Origin of the sequence: Microbacterium sp. NPDC076895, from assembly GCF_040687115.1 — a bacterium.
Taxonomy (GTDB): domain Bacteria; phylum Actinomycetota; class Actinomycetes; order Actinomycetales; family Microbacteriaceae; genus Microbacterium.
This window is the reverse complement of sequence record NZ_JBFBMQ010000002.1, coordinates 199,985-218,211: the sequence shown is the minus strand read 5'-3', so window position 1 is coordinate 218,211 and position 18,227 is coordinate 199,985. Positions and strand designations below refer to the sequence as shown.

General features: G+C 68.7%; 16 protein-coding genes. 12 read left to right on the top strand and 4 right to left on the bottom strand.

From position 1 onward, the window contains the following. The first annotated feature begins 1 nt into the window (after nt 1). The 9 genes from AB0O89_RS02750 (at nt 2) to AB0O89_RS02710 (ending at nt 9,689) form a co-directional block, all read left to right on the top strand. On the top strand, nt 2–1,192 hold the full coding sequence (locus AB0O89_RS02750; RefSeq protein WP_292707508.1) for a bifunctional 2-methylcitrate synthase/citrate synthase: 1,191 nt from the start codon (nt 2–4) through the stop codon (nt 1,190–1,192). Then, complete coding sequence (locus tag AB0O89_RS02745; protein WP_363493931.1) at nt 1,189–2,364, top strand: thiolase family protein; 1,176 nt, start codon at nt 1,189–1,191, stop codon at nt 2,362–2,364. The genes AB0O89_RS02750 and AB0O89_RS02745 overlap by 4 nt, the downstream gene beginning before the upstream one ends. Nucleotides 2,365–2,456: 92 nt before the next feature. Next, a complete protein-coding gene (locus AB0O89_RS02740; RefSeq protein WP_292707513.1) occupies nt 2,457–3,242 on the top strand; it encodes an enoyl-CoA hydratase-related protein in 786 nt (261 codons plus the stop codon). 54 nt (nt 3,243–3,296) lie between these two features. Then, on the top strand, nt 3,297–4,073 hold the full coding sequence (locus AB0O89_RS02735) for an electron transfer flavoprotein subunit beta/FixA family protein (RefSeq protein WP_292707515.1): 777 nt from the start codon (nt 3,297–3,299) through the stop codon (nt 4,071–4,073). Nucleotides 4,074–4,083: 10 nt separating this feature from the next. Further along, nucleotides 4,084–5,064, top strand: a complete 981-nt coding sequence (locus AB0O89_RS02730; RefSeq protein WP_363493928.1) for an electron transfer flavoprotein subunit alpha/FixB family protein — start codon at nt 4,084–4,086, stop codon at nt 5,062–5,064. 4 nt (nt 5,065–5,068) lie between these two features. Beyond that, on the top strand, nt 5,069–6,754 hold the full coding sequence (locus AB0O89_RS02725) for a cytochrome b/b6 domain-containing protein (protein WP_363493926.1): 1,686 nt from the start codon (nt 5,069–5,071) through the stop codon (nt 6,752–6,754). A 129-nt stretch (nt 6,755–6,883) separates the two neighbouring features. Continuing rightward, nucleotides 6,884–8,149 carry a histidine kinase gene (locus AB0O89_RS02720; protein WP_363493924.1) on the top strand — a complete coding sequence of 422 codons (1,266 nt, stop codon included), beginning with the start codon at nt 6,884–6,886 and terminating at the stop codon, nt 8,147–8,149. Beyond that, nucleotides 8,137–8,814, top strand: coding sequence for a response regulator transcription factor (locus AB0O89_RS02715; protein WP_363493922.1), 678 nt, complete (start codon nt 8,137–8,139; stop codon nt 8,812–8,814). The genes AB0O89_RS02720 and AB0O89_RS02715 overlap by 13 nt, the downstream gene beginning before the upstream one ends. After that, nucleotides 8,811–9,689, top strand: a complete 879-nt coding sequence (locus AB0O89_RS02710) for a hypothetical protein (RefSeq protein WP_363493919.1) — start codon at nt 8,811–8,813, stop codon at nt 9,687–9,689. Before AB0O89_RS02715 ends, AB0O89_RS02710 begins: the two co-directional genes overlap by 4 nt. 25 nt (nt 9,690–9,714) lie before the next feature. On the opposite strand, the gene cofE is transcribed toward AB0O89_RS02710, so the two are convergent. Both cofE and AB0O89_RS02700 read right to left on the bottom strand, forming a co-directional pair. Further along, nucleotides 9,715–10,503 carry a coenzyme F420-0:L-glutamate ligase gene (cofE, locus tag AB0O89_RS02705; protein WP_363494144.1) on the bottom strand — a complete coding sequence of 263 codons (789 nt, stop codon included), beginning with the start codon at nt 10,501–10,503 and terminating at the stop codon, nt 9,715–9,717. A gap of 46 nt (nt 10,504–10,549) precedes the next feature. Then, nucleotides 10,550–11,056, bottom strand: a complete 507-nt coding sequence (locus AB0O89_RS02700; protein ID WP_363493917.1) for a GNAT family N-acetyltransferase — start codon at nt 11,054–11,056, stop codon at nt 10,550–10,552. A 131-nt stretch (nt 11,057–11,187) separates the two neighbouring features. Here AB0O89_RS02700 and AB0O89_RS02695 point away from each other — a divergent pair, with 131 nt between their 5' ends. Together AB0O89_RS02695 and AB0O89_RS02690 are read left to right on the top strand one after the other, a co-directional pair. Next, complete coding sequence (locus AB0O89_RS02695; protein ID WP_363493915.1) at nt 11,188–11,748, top strand: acyl-CoA thioesterase; 561 nt, start codon at nt 11,188–11,190, stop codon at nt 11,746–11,748. A 51-nt stretch (nt 11,749–11,799) separates the two neighbouring features. Next, the gene (locus AB0O89_RS02690) at nt 11,800–15,525 is read left to right on the top strand and encodes a bifunctional proline dehydrogenase/L-glutamate gamma-semialdehyde dehydrogenase (protein WP_363493913.1); all 3,726 of its coding nucleotides are present in this window, start codon (nt 11,800–11,802) and stop codon (nt 15,523–15,525) included. Between the two features lie 126 nt (nt 15,526–15,651). Here the strand turns inward: AB0O89_RS02690 and AB0O89_RS02685 are convergent, their stop codons facing one another. Beyond that, entirely contained in the window at nt 15,652–16,392 is a 741-nt protein-coding gene (locus tag AB0O89_RS02685) for a YidC/Oxa1 family membrane protein insertase (protein WP_363493911.1), read from the bottom strand. Between the two features lie 125 nt (nt 16,393–16,517). After that, nucleotides 16,518–16,790 carry a DUF6412 domain-containing protein gene (locus AB0O89_RS02680; RefSeq protein ID WP_363493909.1) on the bottom strand — a complete coding sequence of 91 codons (273 nt, stop codon included), beginning with the start codon at nt 16,788–16,790 and terminating at the stop codon, nt 16,518–16,520. Nucleotides 16,791–16,979: 189 nt separating this feature from the next. On the opposite strand from AB0O89_RS02680, the gene AB0O89_RS02675 reads away from it, so the two are divergent. Continuing rightward, nucleotides 16,980–18,227, top strand: coding sequence for an FAD-binding protein (locus AB0O89_RS02675; protein ID WP_363493907.1), 1,248 nt, complete (start codon nt 16,980–16,982; stop codon nt 18,225–18,227).

Genomic DNA, 18,227 nt, shown 5'->3' with positions numbered 1-18,227 from the left:
CATGACCGACACCGACATCAAGAAGGGGCTTGCTGGCGTCGTCGTCGACTACACCGGTGTCAGCAAGGTCAACCCCGATACCAACAGCCTGCTCTATCGCGGCTATCCGGTGCAGGAACTCGCTGCCACCCAGTCGTGTGAAGCCGTCGCCCACCTGCTGTGGACGGGGGAGCTGCCCACAGACGAGCAGCTTGCGACCCTGCGCGAGACGGAGCGCGAGAACCGAGCGCTACAGCCCGACGTCAAGGCCGCGATCGACCTCATCCCGCTCGATGCTCATCCGATGGATGAGGTGCGCACCGCGGTCAGCGTCATCGGGGCCCGCGAAACGCGGGGCACCCTCAACGTCATGGATGCCGTCGGCACGCCGCAGCAGAACCTCGAGCGCAGCATCCGTCTGTTCGGGGAGCTGCCCGCGATCGTCGCCTACGGCCAGCGCCGCCGCCGCGGGCTCGAGCCGGTCGACGCGCGCGACGACCTGGACTACGCCGCGAACTTTCTGTGGCTGACGTTCGGTGAAGAAGCGGACGAGGTCGTCGTCGACGCGTTCAACCGCTCGATGATCCTGTACGCCGAGCACTCCTTCAATGCGTCGACATTCACTGCCCGCGTCATCACCTCGACCCTCAGCGACCTCTACTCCGCCGTGGTCGGCGCAATCGGCGCGCTGAAGGGACCGCTGCACGGCGGGGCCAACGAGGCAGTACTGCACATCTTCGACGAGATCGGCTCGGCCGAGAACGTGTCAGCATGGCTCGACACGGCTCTCGCCGAGAAGCGCAAGATCATGGGCTTCGGGCATCGCGTGTACAAGCGCGGTGACTCGCGGGTCCCCACGATGAAGGCGGCGCTCGACACCCTCGTTGCGCACTACGACCGCCCGGATGTCGCAGCACTCTATGACGCGCTCGAATCGGAGTTCGTCGCGCGCAAGGGCATCTACCCGAACCTCGACTACCCGTCGGGTCCGGCCTACAACCTCATCGGCTTCGACACGCTCACGTTCACGCCCCTGTTCGTCGCGGCGCGCGTTGTCGGCTGGACAGCGCACATCATGGAGCAGCAGTCCTCGAACGCCCTCATCCGGCCGCTGTCGGCCTATAACGGTGCCGACGAGCGCCACATCGAGGGCTACGTGCCCGACACCTCTGCCATCGATGTGCAAGAGCGCCCGGAGGAGGCCGCCGAGTGACCAGTGCCGTCATCGTCGACGTCGTCCGGACGCCCTCCGGTCGGGGCAAGCTCGGAGGCGCGCTGTCGGGCGTGCATCCTGTCGACCTTGCCGCAACGACGCTGACGGCGCTGCTCGAGCGGAACGGCCTGGAGTCGCGTCAGATCGATGACGTTCTGATGGGGTGTGTCAGCCAGGCCAGCGATCAGGCGACCAACATCGCGCGGCAGGCGGTGCTCGCAGCCGGCTTCGATGAGTCGGTGCCTGCCGCAACGATCGATCGGCAGTGCGGCTCGAGTCAGCAGGCCGTCCACTTCGCAGCCCAGGGCATCATCGCCGGCGCGTACGACATCGTGATCGCGGCGGGAGTCGAGTCCATGAGCCGCGTTCCGCTGGGCTCGGCGGGCGAGGGTGGGGCGGATGCCGACGGCATCCGTCGCCGCTACCCCGAGGGCTTGGTGAATCAGGGTGTTTCGGCCGAGCTGATCGCCGCGCGCTGGGGATTCGAGCGCGACGAACTGGATGCCTACGCTGCGCAGTCCCACCAGCGGGCAGCTCACGCGGCGGCAGCGGGCCGGTTCGCGGACGCGATGCTCCCGGTCGCGACGCCGGATGGGGTCGTGGACACCGACGAGACGATTCGGCCCGCCACATCAGCCGAGCAGCTTGCCAGCCTGGCGCCCGCGTTCCGCACCGACGAACTCGCGGAGCGCTTCCCTGAGCTCGACTGGCGAATCACGGCAGGCAATTCGTCACCGCTGACAGATGCCGCCTCGGCAGCGCTCATCATGAGTGAGGAACGCGCGAATGCGCTGGGCCTGACGCCCCGCGCCCGTTTCCATGCCTTCGCCGTCGTCGGTGACGACCCGATCATGATGCTGACCGCGCCGATCCCGGCAACGCGCCGCATCCTGGATCGCGCAGGGTTGTCGATCGACGACCTCGATGCCTACGAGGTGAATGAGGCTTTCGCGTCTGTGCCACTCGCGTGGCAACACGACCTCGACGCCGATCCCGACAAGCTCAACCCGTGGGGTGGTGCGATCGCGCTCGGGCACGCCGTCGGCGCATCCGGAACGCGGCTCCTCGGCACTCTCCTGGGCTATCTCGAACACACCGGCGGGCGCTACGGACTGCAGGCGATGTGTGAGGGCGGCGGGATGGCTAACGCCACCATCATCGAGCGGCTGTAGGCCACCTACAACCGGTTGGCAGGAGCGCCGGTGCATTCGACAGGATCGACGCGGGTGTGGCTGCCTCCCAGCGGCGTGAGAGGAAAACGAGCATGACGGAATCAACCTCGTTCCAGACCATCGTGGTCGAGACCCGGGGGCGCGTCGGCTGGATCCAGCTGAACCGCCCCGAGGCGCTCAACGCGCTGAACTCGACACTCGCGACCGAACTCGGGGCCGCGGTGGCAGCTTTCGATGCCGATGAGCAGATCGGATGCATCGTGCTCACCGGCTCGGAGCGTGCCTTCGCCGCGGGCGCCGACATCAAGGAGATGGCCGACAAGACGGTGCGCGACATGACCGTGGACAGCCCCTTTGTCGGGCTCGAAGCCCTTGGTCGCGCCCGCACACCGATCGTTGCGGCAGTCGCCGGCTTCGCGCTCGGTGGCGGGTGCGAGCTCGCGATGAGCTGCGACATCATCCTCGCCGCCGACACCGCAAAATTCGGTCAGCCCGAGATCACGCTCGGCGTCATTCCGGGGCTCGGCGGCACGCAGCGCCTCACCCGCGCTATCGGGTACTTCAAGGCTGCCGAGCTCGTCCTGACGGGCCGCATGATGGATGCCGTCGAGGCAGAGCGCGCGGGCCTGGTGTCCCGGGTGGTTCCGGCAGCGGACCTTGCCACCGAGGCGATGGCGGTGGCGGAGTCGATCGCGGCGAAGTCCCTGCCCGTCGCCTACGCGGCCAAAGACGCCTTGCGCGCGTCCCAGGAGAGCGGTCTGGCCGAGGGTCTTCGCTTCGAACGGCAGGCGTTCGCCGCTCTGTTCGCCCTGGACGACCAGAAGGAAGGGATGGCAGCTTTCCGTGAGAAGCGTGCCCCCCGGTTCACCGGCCGGTGACCGAAGTCGCCCTGGGCTGGCGACCATAGACTCGAAGCAAGAAGGAGGAGCGCGATGAGGATTCTCGTCCTGGTAAAAGAAGTCCCCGACACGTGGGGGGATCGAGTGCTGAACCTCGAGACGGGACTGGCTGACCGAGGTGCCAGCGAAGCTGTCATCGACGAGATCGGTGAGCGCTCTCTCGAGGTTGCGCTGTCGTACGCGGATGCCAACCCGGGCACCGAGGTCGTCGTCGTGACGATGGCGCCGGAGTCGGCATCCGGATCGGTGCGCAAGGCCCTCGCGATGGGGGCGGCATCGGCCGTGCACGTCGTCGATGACGCGCTGTTGGGCGCCGATCTGGGGCTCAGCGCCCAGGCGCTGTCGGCCGCGATCTCCCGCGCTGGCTTCGACCTCGTCATCACGGGAAACCAGTCCACGGACGGCTCTGGCGGGGTGATGGCGTCGATGATCGCGGAGCTGCTGGATGTTCCGAGCATCACGAGCATGAACTCTGTGACGATCACCGAGTCCGAGGTCTCGGGTGAGCGGTCGGTCGATGGTGGCTCGATGACGGCATCCGCTGCTCTTCCGGCGGTGATCTCGATCACCGAACGGCTTCCTGACGCGCGGTTCCCGAACTTCAAGGGCATCATGGCCGCCAAGAAGAAGCCGGTCGACACGGTGTCGCTCGCGGACCTCGGGGTCGTCGCCGATGACCCGGATGCGGCGCGCTCGATCATGATCGCGGTGGCGCAGAAGCCGCCGCGTGCGGCAGGTGTGAAGGTTGTCGACGAGGGCGACGCTGGCGTACAGCTTGCGGAGTTCCTGATCTCGAACCGGTTGGTCTAAGGGGCAGATGATGGTGGATATCGCAGCTGATGCTGTTCTTGTCGTACTCGATGTCACCCCCGGTGGCGCGCTGGCGCCGAGCGCTGCTGGCCTGTTGGGCGCTGCGGCAGGTGTCGGAACCCCGGTCGCGCTGATCGTCGGAGACAGCGCCGAGGCCTTGGCGCCCGCGGCGGCGGAGCTCGGGGCGGCGCTCGTGCTCACCGCGACGCCCGCGGGGCTCGGCGAGGCACTGGGTGTACCGGCGACGGATGCGGTTGCTGCTGCTGCCGCGCTCGTGGACCCCGATGCCGTGCTGCTGTCGCACTCGATCGAGTCGCGCGAGACGGCGGGTCGGTATGCTGCGCGGTCGCGTTCGGCGCTGTGCGTGGATGCCGTCGGTGTAACGCGCGACGACGAAGGAATCGTGGCGCACCACTCCGTTTACGGTGGTGCCTACAACGTCGAGGCTGCCGCCACATTCGGTGCTCCCGTGATCACGGTTCGCCAGGGGTCGATCGATGCGCGTGCGCAGGCTCAGCCTCTCGTCGCAGAGAACCTTGACGTTGCCGCATCCGGTCGCAAGGCGGCGACCATCGGGTCGGTCGAAGAGGTCGTCGTGACCTCCGCCCGCCCCGAGCTGCGCGGCGCGGCGAAGGTCGTCTCGGGTGGCCGTGGCCTGGGCTCGGAGGAGAAGTTCGCGCTGGTCGGTGAGCTCGCCGATGTGCTGGGCGCCGCCGTCGGCGCGTCGCGGGCCGCCGTGGACGCCGGCTACATCGCGCAATCTGCTCAGGTCGGACAGACCGGCGTGTCGGTTGCGCCGCAGTTGTATGTAGCGCTGGGCATCTCCGGCGCGATCCAGCACAAGGCTGGAATGCAGACCGCCAAGACGATTGTCGCGATCAACAAGGATGCCGACGCTCCGATTTTCGAGATCGCGGACTTCGGTGTCGTCGGGGACCTCTTCACCGTCGTGCCGCAGCTGATCGAGACGCTGCAGGCGAAGAAGGCCTGACGCGATGGCGACCTACGCGCGCACCCTGCGTCGCGGCCTTCCCCGCACGCCCGGCGGCGACCCCTGGCCGCCAGCCGGTGAGATCCCCGGTGCGCTGAGTTCGGCATCCGTACCGCCGGCCGAGGCGCCGGTTGCGGCATCCGTGTCTGCCGGCGTCGCCTCACACGAGAGCGGCAGTTCTGCGCAGGAGCTGCGGAAAGATGCGCCGCCGTCGCACGAAACTGCCGCACCCGCGGGAGTGGCGGCGGTGACGGATGCCGCCACAGTCGCGCCAGCTGCGCGGGCTGTGCGCCGGGGTTTGCCCCGCGTCCCCGGCGGCGAGCCGTGGCCGCCGGCATCCGTGGTCGCCGTCGCCGCGGCCGGCGTTCCCGCCCCCGCAACCGCGCCGTCGCCCGACAGCGGCACGTCTGTGCAGGAGCTGCGGGAAGATACGCCGCCGTCGCACGAAACTGCAGCACACGCGGGAGTTGTCGTCTCCACCCAAGCCTCCGCGCGCGCGGTGCGTCGGGGGCTGCCTCGCGTTCCGGGCGGTGAGCCGTGGCCGACACTCGAGATGGTCGCCGCGATCTCGGCATCCGGCGCCGCGGTTGGTTCGCCGCACAGCGTTGGCCCCGACGACGACGCACGGCGTGTTGCGGCAAACGAAGCGCAGACGGATGCCGCGCCGGTCGCGACCTCCGTGGTCAGCGCTCCCGCATTCGATGTGAGCGTGCCCCTTCCGTTCACGCCGACGGTCTGGGTGGGAGCGTCAGCCCGCACCCGCCCCGCGCCGCGGCCAGAACCCGCCCGCGTCGGGCCGTTCACGAAAGCCCAGTGGGCGGGCGCCGTCTTCGTGGGCGGCCTCGGACTGCTCTTCGCTGCTGGCATGGCGGTGCTCGCGGTGCGCTGGCTGCTCTCTCTCGACGGAATGCAGGACTTCCTCGCGACCTACCCCGGCGAATACCACCTGCCCGAGGGTGCGCCGGTGGGCTTCCCGGCGTGGCTCGGCTGGCAGCACTTCTTCAACGTGTTCCTGATGGTGCTGATCATCCGGTCCGGCCTCACCATCCGCACCGAGAAGCGCCCGAGCGTGTTCTGGGCGCCGCGGAACAACCCCAAGGGCAAGGTCAGCCTGACGATCTGGTTCCACCAGTCCCTCGACATCCTCTGGATCGTCAACGGCCTCATCTTCGTGGTGCTGCTGTTTGTCACGGGGCAGTGGATGCGGATCGTGCCGACGTCGTGGGAGGTCATCCCGAACGCCCTGTCGGCGGCACTGCAGTACGTGTCGCTGGATTGGCCGACCGAGAACGGCTGGGTCAACTACAACTCCCTGCAGCAGCTCGCCTACTTCACGACAGTGTTCGTTGCTGCACCGCTGGCGATCATCACCGGCGTGCGGATGAGCGGGATCTGGCCCAAGAACGCCAAGGCGTTGAACAAGGCGTATCCGGTCGAGTGGGCACGCAAGGTCCACTTCCCGGTGATGCTGTACTTCGTGGTGTTCATCGTCATCCACGTCATCCTGGTGTTCGCGACAGGGGCCCTGCGCAACCTCAACCACATGTACGCGGCGACCGACGCCGACAATTGGGTCGGCTTCTGGCTGTTCGTCCTGTCGCTGGTCGTGATCGCCGCAGCCTGGGTTGCTGCCCGCCCGCTCGTGCTGGCTCCGATCGCGCGTCTGTTCGGGACGGTCTCGAGCCGCTGACACGGTGGGTTCGCCGAGGCATCCGTGACGGGCTTCGGCGAACCCGGCAGAATGTCGGGGGTTATCCCCCCGCGATTCGACCGGCTGGCAGGGACGCGGAAAGCGGATGCCGGAACCTACCGTGGAGGCATGACGACAACCTATTCGCCACCTCGGCCGGTCGCGACGCCCGCGCGCGTGGCGGGAGCGATAGCCCAGCTCGCGGCCCTCGGTGTGATCGGGCCCGTGGTTTTCACGATTCTCATGACGCTTCTGGGGGTCGGGCTCGGTCTTCTGCCCGTGATCGGGATCGGACTCCTCTTCCTGCTCGCCTTCGTCTACGTTCTGTTCGCGCTGAGCTGGCTTGAGAACGCGCGCATCGACGGGCTCTACCGGTTCGGGCTTCCCGCCCGTCGCCCTCGGCGCAGCGCCAAGTCCGGATTCGGCGGCTTCCTCCACACCGTCTGGCTGCAGTTCATCGACCCGGGCGTGTGGCGCGCGGTAGCCAACGGTGCGATTGCGACGATCCTTGGCTGGATCGTGCTGAGCCTGGTCGGCGTCACAGCGTCCGGTGTCGCGCTTGCCTTCTCGCCCCTGTACGCGGGCACAGCGGATGCCGTGCGCCTGGGCAGCACGTGGATCGACGTGTCCACGGCGTGGGCGGTTCCGGTCGGCATCGTCGTGTCTTTGCTGGCGTTGGCAACCATCGTCGGCCTCGCCATCTTGCATGGCGTGCTCGCCCGCGCGATCATGATCCCCTCGCGGGAAGCGCTCCTGGCCGAGCAAGCCCGGCAGTCCCAGGCCCAGCGTGCCGGTGCGGTGCGTGCGGCGGACGTCGAGCGCACCCGGATCGAACGCGACCTACATGACGGTGTGCAGCCGCGGCTCGTCTCGGTAGGGATGACTCTGGGCCTCGCTCAGCAGAAGATCGACTCCGATCCCGCAGCCGCCAAGGAGCTCATCGCCGAGGCCCACACCTCTACGAAGGCAGCGATCACCGAACTGCGGCAGTTGGCGCGCGGCATCCACACCTCTGTCCTCGACGACCGTGGGCTTGACGCCGCCCTGTCAGCCCTGGCCGCGCGATCGCCGGTACCTGTCGTGCTCGACGTGCGGATCACGGAGCGCTGCGCACCGACCGCGGAAGCTGCCGCCTACTTCGTGATCGCCGAAGCGCTCACCAACGCCGCAAAACACTCGCGTGCGACCGAAGCGCGGGTACTGGTGCGCCAGCGCGAGGGTGGCGTGCTCTGGGCCCGCATCGAAGACAACGGCATCGGCGGTGCGCAGATCATTCCCGGCGGGGGACTGGACGGCATCTCGAACCGAGCGATCGGCGCCGGCGGCACCTTCTCGGTCGACAGTCCCATCGGCGGCCCGACGACAGTGGAAGTGAGCCTGCCATGCGCATCGTGATCTGCGAAGACTCGGTCCTGTTGCGGGAGGGGCTGATTCGCCTGCTCGAGGATGCCGGCCACGAGGTGGTCGCGGCCCTCGGCGACACCGACGGCCTGACCGAAGCTGTCGCCGAACTCGACCCTCAGCTGTGCATCCTGGATGTTCGCCTGCCCCCGACCCGCACCGACGAAGGCATCCGTGCTGCCGTCGGCCTGCGTGCTTCGCGGCCCGAGCTTCCCGTCCTCGTCCTGTCGCAGTACGTGGAGGAGCGCTACGCGAGTGAGCTCATCGCCGGACGCGGCGGTGCCCTCGGCTACCTGCTGAAGGACCGGGTGGCCGACGTCGCCGAGTTCCTCGAGTCCGTCGACGACATCGCGGCAGGCGGCACGGTCTTCGACCCCGAGGTCGTGGCGCAGCTGCTCGGCAGACGAGCGCGGGACGAACGGATGCGGCGACTCACCGACCGGGAAGCCACCGTGCTCGCGCTGATCGCCGAGGGCAAGTCGAACCAGGCCATCGGACGCACCCTCCACATCAGCGAGGGCAGCGTCGAAAAGCACATCACCGCGGTCTTCCAGAAGCTCGAACTCGAGCAGGACGACTCCGGCAACCGGCGGGTGCTCGCCGCCCTCGCCCACATCGCTCACGGCGGGATGCCGCCCCAGACGGGAGAACTCTCATGACCACGAACCTCACGCCCCCGCCGGCCGCGCCTTCCGCGCCGGCCGGGCCGGACGTGCCAGCGCCTGACCCCGGACCCACCTCTTCGGGGCCGCGCGGATCGTCCACTGTCGTCGCCATCCTGATCATCGTCCTCGGTGCCCTGATCGTGCTCGGCACCGTCGTCGGGGCGGTCTTCAGCACAATCCGGGCGGCCGCCGTGTCGACAGCATCATCGACGGTGGCGGTGCCAGGCGTCGACGCGCTCGCGATCGAACTGAACGCCGGGTCGCTGACCGTGGAGTATGCCGATGTCGACGAGGCGGACCTCGAGGTCACCGCGCCCTTCGGTGGGGATCGGTGGACTCTCGAGCGCAACGGTGACACCCTCACCGTTGCATCCCCCAGCTGGGAGTGGGGGATGGGATGGATCTTCGGGGGCAGCGGCCGGGCCGTGCTCACGCTGCCCGAAGACCTCGAAGGCCTGGATGCCGAGCTTCAGATGGGCGCGGGCTCGTTCCACGCCGAGGGCGAGTTCGGTGTCGTCGGCCTCACCGTCGGTGCGGGTGAGCTCGCGCTCGACGGGTCAGCCGAGGACGTGTCAGTCGACCTGTCCGCCGGGCGCGCCATCCTCAACCTCGCGGATGTCGACACCGCTGACCTGACGGTGAGTGCCGGGTCGATGGATGCCTCCTTTGACGGCACTCAGCCCAGCGACATCCGTGCCGGGGTGAGTGCCGGCTCGCTCACGCTCGTCGTTCCCGACGGGGCGTACGACGTGACCTCGGATGTCTCAGCCGGCAACTTCCGCAATCAGCTCGGGAGTGATCCGGATGCTGACAGCACGATCTCGGTCGAGGTCTCGGCGGGACAGGTGACGCTGCGCTCCGCGCGCTGATGCGCCAGCGGCGGAGGGGCGGGGCTCAGGGCCTCGCCCCTCCGCCGTGTACGCCGGATTCGTCCTGGGCAGCCAGACTCGCTGCGTATCCCGCAGCGTAGGACTCGGCCGCGCCGGTGTGGAACATGTCATGCTCGCGTGCACGGATGATCGAGCGCGCTCCGGGCAGATCGAGCGAACCGACAAGGTCGCTCCGTCCGCGGACGACGGCAACCGGCGTCCTCCCTGTCTTGCCCTTCACGAGGTCGGCAGCTGCCGCGAGTTCGTCGGCGACGCACGGCATCGTCACGACGAGCGGCCGGCCCTCGGCATCCGTACCCCCGCGAAGGTCATCGAACACCCGGATTCCCGCCGCGCCGATCGCGGTGTCGGTCTGTCCTTCGCGCCATGCGCGCCCGAGAGTGTCGCTGATGATGACGCCGACCTCGGCGCCGGTCACGTCGCGAAGCCCTGCAGCAACGGCGCGGGCCGAGGCATCCGGATCGACGGGAAGCAACAGCACCGTGCCGTCGGGCGTGTTGGACGCGTCGACGCCCGCAGCCGCCGCGATGATTCCGAGGCGATTCTCGACGATCCGGGTGGTGTGGCCGGATGCCGCGACCCGCGTCGCGACGACACGCACGGTCTCGGCGGTGATGGCATCCTCACGGTCGGCCGCGGCCACGAAGCGCCCCTCTGCCTTCGAGACGATCTTCGAGGTCACCACGACGATGTCGCCGTCGGCGAGCGAGCCATCCGCCGCGCGCGCGATCACGGCGACGAGGTCGTCACCGGTGATGATCTCGGGGATGCCCTCGAGCGCCCAGATCTGCAGCGATGTCACCGACGGTCCGTTCGAGCCGACCCGTCATGCCCCGCTGTCACCGGACGAAACGGACCTCGGTGAGTGTTTCGCCGAGGAAGGCCTCGTCGTGGGTGGCGCCGTCGAGGGCGAAGCCGTTGCGAGCGTAGAACCGATGCGCGCGCGGGTTGTCGGCGGCTACCCAGAGGTACAGGCCTTCGCCCTCATCGACCGCGGCGTCGAAGAGCTGCTGTCCGACACCGGTGCCGTGGAAGCGGTGCAGCAGGTAGATGAAATAGAGCTCGCGCTCACGCGGAGCATCGTCGTCTCGGGCAGGTCCCGACCCGACGAATCCGACGATCTCGCCGTCAACGAGCGCCGCGCTCATGCGGTACTCATCGCCCTGGGCGGCCCAGTGCGTCCACAGCTCGGCGAGTCTCTTCGGCGAGACGTTCTCGAGTGCTGCCTTGCTGATGAGGTGGTCGTAGGTCTCGTGCCAGCACGTCGCGTGGACGCGACCGAGTTCCTGTGCGTCGACATCACGCACGGGCCTGACGACGACATCCGTCTGCGTTTCGGCGTTCATGGCCAGACTCTACGCGGGCGATCACGGGGAGAGAAATCGGCGCAAAAGACGAGCGGATGCGGCGGGCCCGCGCTGTGGGAATCCCACAACCGCGTGCCCCCTCGACGCGTTCTCCCCTAGCATCGCCCCTCGTGAACGTGATGTGGCGAACGATGCTCGTGATGTGGCGAGCGCGGCGGCGAAAGCGCCGCGAGGGGCTAGCGTCGCCCACCGGCGTCGCGCGGATTCGGCTGACGACGCTGCCGACTGACATCGACATCCTGCGGCACATGAACAATGGTCGATACCTGTCGCTGTTCGATCTCGGGCGCTGGGACCTGCTGATCAGGTCGGGTTTGCTTGACGCAATGCGTGAGCAGGGCTGGTACGCCGTGGTCTCGAGCGAGACGATCTCGTTTCGCAAGTCGCTCCAGCTCTGGCAGCGCTTCGACGTCGAGTCGCGCTTTATTGGCCACGACGACAAGGCGCTGTACCTCGAGCATCGCGCGGTCGTGAACGGCGAGATCTTCGCCCGTGCGATCATCCGTTCGCGGATGCTGAAGCGGTCCGGCGGCACGGTCACCCACGACGAGTTCTTCGCCGCGGTCGGACGCCCCGACGACACCCCGGATGTCTCGTCCTGGATCCACGACTGGGCGGCGGCATCCGCCCTCCCGCCCACGAAGGCCGAGGCGCCGAGCATCTGGGCCTGAACCCGGCAGCTGCAACCTCTTGTGCGGGTCGGCCGGACGTAGGCTGATCGCATGCAGGAGACCCCCGACACGGCGCCACCCGCGCCGTCGGGCGACCTGGCGCAGCGCGCGATCGATCTCGCCGCACGCTGGGTTGCCGAAGCCGCCGAGTTCCCCGCGGATGCCTCGGCCCAGCGCCTCGCCGGAGTCCTGAAAGATCCGAACGGTCTGCCGTTCACGATCGGCTTCGTCGACGGTGTCATGCGGCCCGAGAGTCTCACCGCCGCAGCATCCACGCTCTCTCGCATCGCGCCGCTCGCACCGGAGTTTCTGCCCTGGTACCTCCGGGGTGCCGTGAAGGTTGGCGGGGCGGTGGCTCCCGTGCTCCCTTCTCCTGTCGTGCCAATCGCCCGCCGCGCCCTGCGCGAGATGGTCTCGCACCTCGTCGTCGACGCGCGCCCCGAAAAGCTCGGGCCGGCGATCGCAGCGCTGCGCGAGGGCGGCGCGAAACTGAACCTCAATCTGCTGGGTGAAGCTGTTCTCGGCGAACGCGAGGCGCTGCGCCGGCTCGAGGGCATCCACGACCTCATCCGTCGCCCCGATGTCGACTACGTCTCGGTGAAGGTCTCGGCGATCGCGAGCCACATCTCGATGTGGGCCTTCGATGAGCTTGTGGATGCCGTCGTCGAACGCCTCACGCCGCTGTACCTCACCGCCGCCGCGGGGCTGCCAGAGAACGGTGGCCGCACCTTCATCAACCTCGACATGGAGGAGTACCGCGACCTCGACCTGACGATCGCGGTGTTCACTCGCATCCTCGAGGATGAGCGGCTGCGCGACCTCGAGGCGGGGATCGTGCTGCAGGCCTATCTGCCCGATGCGCTCCCCGCCCTGCGGGAGCTCACGGCCTGGGCGCGCCAGCGCGTCGCGGGCGGCGGTGCTCGCATCAAGATCCGGCTCGTCAAGGGCGCCAACCTCGCGATGGAGCGAGTGGACGCGATCATGCACGACTGGCCCCTGGCGACCTACGACCGCAAGCTCGACACCGATGCCAACTACCTGCGCTGCCTCGACGAGGCGCTGCAGCCCAAGAACACGGATGCCGTGCGGCTCGGCGTCGCGGGACATAACGTCTTCGACATCGCATACGCGTGGCTGCTGGCCGGCGAGCGGGGTGTGCGCGAAGACATCGAGGTCGAGATGCTCCTGGGCATGGCGCAGGGGCAGGTCGCGGCAATCTCGCGCGAGGTCGGACACGTGCTCCTGTACGTGCCAGTTGTGCACCCGCAGGAGTTCGACGTTGCGATCAGTTATCTGGTGCGCCGACTCGAAGAGAACGCATCGAGTGAGAACTTCCTGTCGGCGGCGTTCGATCTGGCCGACGACCCGGCGCTGTTCGAGCGGGAGCGGGATCGCTTCATCGCATCGCTCGAGCGCTCCGCTGAGGCGGGGCTCTCGGCCGGCCCCAACCGTCGACAGAACCGGGGGGCGGAGGAATACGCTGACGGCGCTGCCGAGTCCCGCATCCTTCGCGACGCTCCTTCGCCGCAAGCCGGTGGCCTGACACAGGCCGTGCTCGGGATCGCGAGTTCCGCGGCATCCGACGATGGCATCGCCCGCTTCGGTGGTGTCGAATACGTCGAGACGGCGATCTACTCCGCGACCGAATCGGATGGCGTGGCCACGGGCGCGCCGGGGTTCCGCAACGCGCGTGACACCGACCCGGCACTCCCGGCGAACCGCGAGTGGGCGCGGCACGTCCTGGAGCGCATGGCGGTGTCGACGGCAGGGGATGCGACGATCGAGGCATCTCGGGTCACGGATGCCGATCGGCTTGAGGAGATCATCGCCGGAGTCCGCGACGCGGCATCTCGGTGGGGCGCGATGCCGGCGGCCGACCGATCGGCAGTGCTGCAGGCCGCGGCGCGGGCATTGGAAGCCCGGCGCGGCGAACTGATCGAGGTCGCTGGATCCGAGACGGGCAAGGTCTTCGCTGAGGCGGATGTCGAGGTGAGCGAGGCTGTCGACTTCGCGAACTACTACGCCGCGACCGCGCGAGAGCTCGATCGTGTCAGCGGTGCGGTGTTCGTGCCCGCGCGCCTCACGGTGATCACCCCACCATGGAACTTTCCCATCGCGATTCCCGCGGGCGGCGTGCTGGCTGCGCTCGCCGCGGGCTCGGGTGTGATCTTCAAACCGGCGCCGCAGGCGAGACGCTGCGCTGCGGTGGTGGCGGAGGCCCTCTGGTCGGCTGGCGTGCCCCGGGACGTCCTCGCCCTGGTTGACATTGACGAGGGTGGCCTCGGGCAGCAGTTGATTTCGCATCCGGATGTCGACCGCGTCATCCTGACCGGCTCGTTCGAGACCGCATCCCTGTTCCGCTCTTGGCGTCCTGATCTGCCCCTTCTCGCTGAAACGAGCGGCAAGAACGCCATGGTCATCATGCCGTCCGCGGACCTCGACCTCGCGGCATCCGATCTCATCAAGAGTGCCTTCGGGCACGCGGGGCAGAAGTGTTCCGCAGCATCGCTCGCGATACTCGTCGGCCCGGTCGGGCGCTCGGAGCGCTTCGCGCGGCAGCTCGTGGATGCCGCGACCTCGCTGCGGGTAGGACCACCGACCGATCCGCGCTCCGAGATGGGGCCGGTGGTCGAACCGCCCCGCGGCAAGCTGGAGTGGGCGCTGACGACCCTCGATGAGGGCGAGCAGTGGCTCGTCGCCCCCGAGCCGCTCGACTTCGGGCCCGAGTTTGCCGGCCGGTTCTTCCGCCCCGGCATCCGGGTCGGGGTTCAGCCGGGGTCGCGCGTGCACCTCGAGGAGTTCTTCGGACCCGTGCTCGGGATCATGCACGCGAACTCCCTTGCCCACGCGATCGAGCTGCAGAACGCCGTCGCGTACGGCCTCACCGCGGGTCTGTACACGCAGAACCCCGACGATCTCGCGCTGTGGCTCGACACCGTCGAGGCCGGCAACCTTTACGTGAACCGCGGGATCACGGGAGCGATCGTGCAACGTCAGCCGTTCGGTGGCTGGAAGCGCTCGTCGGTCGGGCCCGGCACGAAGGCTGGCGGACCGAACTACCTGATCGGCCTCGGCAGGTGGCGGGGGACGGATGCCGGTGCCCCCTCGTCGACGCTGCACCTGCGCGGCCTCGATTCGCGGATCACGACGGTCATCGAAGCTGCTCAGGCATCACTCGATTACCCCGCGTTCGAGTGGCTTCGCCGCGCCGCACTCTCGGACGCCGTCGCATGGAACGACGAATTCGGCCGCGTCACGGATGTCTCGCGGCTCGGTGTCGAGCGAAACCTCTTCCGTTATCGGCCTGTCGAGGTCGCGATCCGGGCGACGGGGGATGCGACGTGGCAAGCGCTGCTGCGCGTCATCCTCGCCGGCATCCGCACCGGATCGGCGACCACCGTCAGCGCCCCCGTCGGCCTTCCCGCGGCTGTGCGCCGCGCGCTCAGCGATCAGGACGTCAACGTCTTCGTCGAGACCGAGGACGAGTGGCTCGACCGCGTCGCCCGCCCCGAGCAGGATGTCGCGGATGCCGTTGCCGGCGAGCCCCGGCCAATCCGTCCGCCCCGCGTGCGGCTCGTGGGCGGTTCCGACGCCGTTGCGGCGCTGCACCGATCTCTCGCCGAGGCGGTCGGCGGGGATCCGGATGTCGCGATCTATGACAACGAGGTCACCACGGCGGGCCGCATCGAGCTGCTCCCGTTCCTGCACGAGCAGTCGATCACCATCACCGCCCACCGCTTCGGCAACCCCGACGCATGGTCTGCCGAGGTGATCTAGCCGCGAGAACCCCACGCGGGCGGTGCGGTTGCTTGGTCGCAACGGCGCAGATCTTGCCCGACACGCCGTTGGCGGCATTCGGATGCCGGCGTGTCGGCTACGCCGTGCGCCGTTGTGACCGCGGCATCACTCGATCGGGTAGATCCGCCGCAGGATCCAGCGCTGGCCGAGGGTCCAGGTGACCGTCACGGCGAGGTAGATCGCGGCCGCGAGCGGTACGAACGCCGCGAACACCACGCTGAGGTACGGCAGGAATCCGAGCCCGCGCTGCACACCGACGGATGCCAGTGGTGACGCATCCGGCTCTACGGGAAACGCCGGGCGGAACACGCGCCGTGTGACCTCTGCGACAGCCGCCATCAGCACGATCAGGATGCCGAACACGATCGCCGTCTCGATCCCGAACGCACCGAATGACGCGACAAGACTGGTGCCCAGCGGTACGCCGATGAGGTGCTCGGCCAGCAGGTCGTTCGGGTGACCGGCGACCGTCGTGCGCAGGAAAATGGCGTAGATCAGGCCGACGATCGGGGCCTGGATCAGGGCGGGCAGGATACCGGCGAGCGGTGAGGTGTTCTCGTCGCGGTACAGCTGCATCATCTCGCGCTGCATCCGTTCGGGGTTCTTCCGGAACCGCTTCTGGATCTCCCGCAGTCGGGGTGCGAGGCGCGCGCGCACCTGCTCGGAGCGAGCCTGCGCGATGCCGGCAGGGATGAGCGCCGCGCGCACGAGGAGGGTGATGACGACGATGGCGAGGGCGGCTGACGCGGCGCCCGCGAGAGGCGCGAGCAGGTCAGATATGCCCATGAGGGTTTGGTAAGCGGTGTCGAGAAGGAAGGCGAGTGGAGGGAAGGCGAACAGGTCCATGGCGGACTCCCGGAGGGTCGATGACGGATGCGGGTGCGTCTGGCCGCAGGGTCATCGAACGTCCGGGTGCACGCCATAACGGATGCGTGCGCGAACTCCGGAAGAGGCGAACGAACGGGTGCGGCCTAGGCCGCGAGTCCCGGGGCCCTCGGGCGGGCGTGGCCCTCGGCATCCGGGTCGCTCTGCTCCACCAGCGCGGAGGGGTCGATCTGTCCGCCGGCTCGGGCGAGGCGTTGCCGGGCTGAGCCCGGGCGCGAGATCGCATGGAGGGCGAGGACGGCGAGCGCGATGGTGGTGACGACGACAACCGCGAGCGTCACGGTGTTCGCATCGGCGAGCGTCAGCAGGCCGAGCGTCGAGAGGATGAGGGAGAGCAGCGCAGTGGGCGCGTTACGCATCCGTCGGCCTCCTCTCGCCAGTCACACGCTAACACCGGGGCCCCGGCGTATGGACGGCAGGTCGCAACGGCGCAGATCCTGTGCGACGCGCCGGGGTCGGCATCCGTGGGGCAGCGTGTCGGAGAAACCGTGCGCCGTTGCGACGGGCCGAGCCCGCATCGCGCGGCACGGGCGTGCTGGAATGGGGGCATGGTCGCGACGAACTGGGCGGGGAACCTCACGTATCGAGCCGTGGAGGTGCAGGAGCCTGCGAGCCTCGGCGAGCTTTCCGAGATCGTCACCCGGACTCCGCGGGTGCGGGCGCTCGGAGGCCGGCACTCGTTCAGCCCGATCGCCGACACGGATGGCGTGCTCGTGTCGCTCGCGAGGATGCCGCGCGAGATCGAGATCGACACGGATGCCGCCACGGCTCGCGTCTCGGCGGGCCTTCGCCACGGCGATCTGGTGCCTGCTCTGGATGCCGCCGGGTTCGCGCTCGCCAACCTCGCCTCGCTGCCGCACATCTCTGTCGCCGGCGCTGTGCAGACCGGGACGCACGGTTCGGGGGATCGGACCGGGTCGCTCGCAACCCAGGTGCTCGGCGTCGAGCTGGTGACCGCCGACGGCGAGACGCTGACGCTGCGACGCGGCGATCCTGACTTCGACGGCGTCGTCGTAGGACTGGGTGCGCTCGGCATCGTCACGCATCTGACGCTCGAGCTCGAACCGGCATACGAGATCGCGCAGACGGTCTATGACAGCGCCCGATGGGACGACGTGCTCGCCCGGTTCGACGCGGTCACAGGCGCGGGAGACAGTGTCAGCCTGTTCACCACGTGGCAGGACACCGACACGATCGACCAGATCTGGGTCAAGGCCCGACCGGGGCGAGCGAATGCCGACGCCGTGCTGTCAGCCGGCGGGCGCGAGGCGGACGGCCCGCGGCATCCGGTGCCCGGGGTCGGACCCGAGCCGTGCACGGTGCAGGGCGGAGTTCCGGGTCCGTGGCACTCGCGGCTGCCGCACTTCCGACTCGAGTTCACGCCGTCGGCCGGCGCGGAACTGCAGAGCGAGTACCTCGTCGACCGGCGCGATGTTCCCGGCGCGGTCGAGGCGCTGAGAGCGCTCGCGCCGGCGATCGCCCCGCTGCTTTACGTGTGCGAGGTGCGCACGATGGCAGCCGATGACCTGTGGCTGAGCCCCGCGTTCGGGCGTGAGACCGTCGGTCTTCATTTCACGTGGCGACCCGACTCGGCCGGTGTTGAAGCGCTGCTGCCGCGCATCGAAGACGCCCTGCCCGCGTCGGCACGGCCCCACTGGGGCAAGGTCTTCACGATGGATGCCGACCGCATCCGCAGCAGGTACCCGAGATGGGACGAGTTCGCGGTTCTCCGCTCGCGAATGGACCCCGGCGGCCGGTTCACCAACGACTACCTCTCGCGCCTCGGCCTGGCCTGA

Bases quoted from the DNA above. Each gene is read 5' to 3' on its own strand.
- AB0O89_RS02750 (WP_292707508.1), top strand. From the start codon at position 2: ATGACCGACACCGACATCAAGAAGGGGCTTGCTGGCGTCGTCGTCGAC.
- AB0O89_RS02740 (WP_292707513.1), top strand. From the start codon at position 2,457: ATGACGGAATCAACCTCGTTCCAGACCATCGTGGTCGAGACCCGGGGG.
- AB0O89_RS02735 (WP_292707515.1), top strand. From the start codon at position 3,297: ATGAGGATTCTCGTCCTGGTAAAAGAAGTCCCCGACACGTGGGGGGAT.
- AB0O89_RS02730 (WP_363493928.1), top strand. From the start codon at position 4,084: ATGGTGGATATCGCAGCTGATGCTGTTCTTGTCGTACTCGATGTCACC.
- AB0O89_RS02725 (WP_363493926.1), top strand. From the start codon at position 5,069: ATGGCGACCTACGCGCGCACCCTGCGTCGCGGCCTTCCCCGCACGCCC.
- AB0O89_RS02720 (WP_363493924.1), top strand. From the start codon at position 6,884: ATGACGACAACCTATTCGCCACCTCGGCCGGTCGCGACGCCCGCGCGC.
- AB0O89_RS02715 (WP_363493922.1), top strand. From the start codon at position 8,137: ATGCGCATCGTGATCTGCGAAGACTCGGTCCTGTTGCGGGAGGGGCTG.
- AB0O89_RS02710 (WP_363493919.1), top strand. From the start codon at position 8,811: ATGACCACGAACCTCACGCCCCCGCCGGCCGCGCCTTCCGCGCCGGCC.
- AB0O89_RS02700 (WP_363493917.1), bottom strand. From the start codon at position 11,056: ATGAACGCCGAAACGCAGACGGATGTCGTCGTCAGGCCCGTGCGTGAT.
- AB0O89_RS02690 (WP_363493913.1), top strand. From the start codon at position 11,800: ATGCAGGAGACCCCCGACACGGCGCCACCCGCGCCGTCGGGCGACCTG.
- AB0O89_RS02685 (WP_363493911.1), bottom strand. From the start codon at position 16,392: ATGGACCTGTTCGCCTTCCCTCCACTCGCCTTCCTTCTCGACACCGCT.
- AB0O89_RS02680 (WP_363493909.1), bottom strand. From the start codon at position 16,790: ATGCGTAACGCGCCCACTGCGCTGCTCTCCCTCATCCTCTCGACGCTC.
- AB0O89_RS02675 (WP_363493907.1), top strand. From the start codon at position 16,980: ATGGTCGCGACGAACTGGGCGGGGAACCTCACGTATCGAGCCGTGGAG.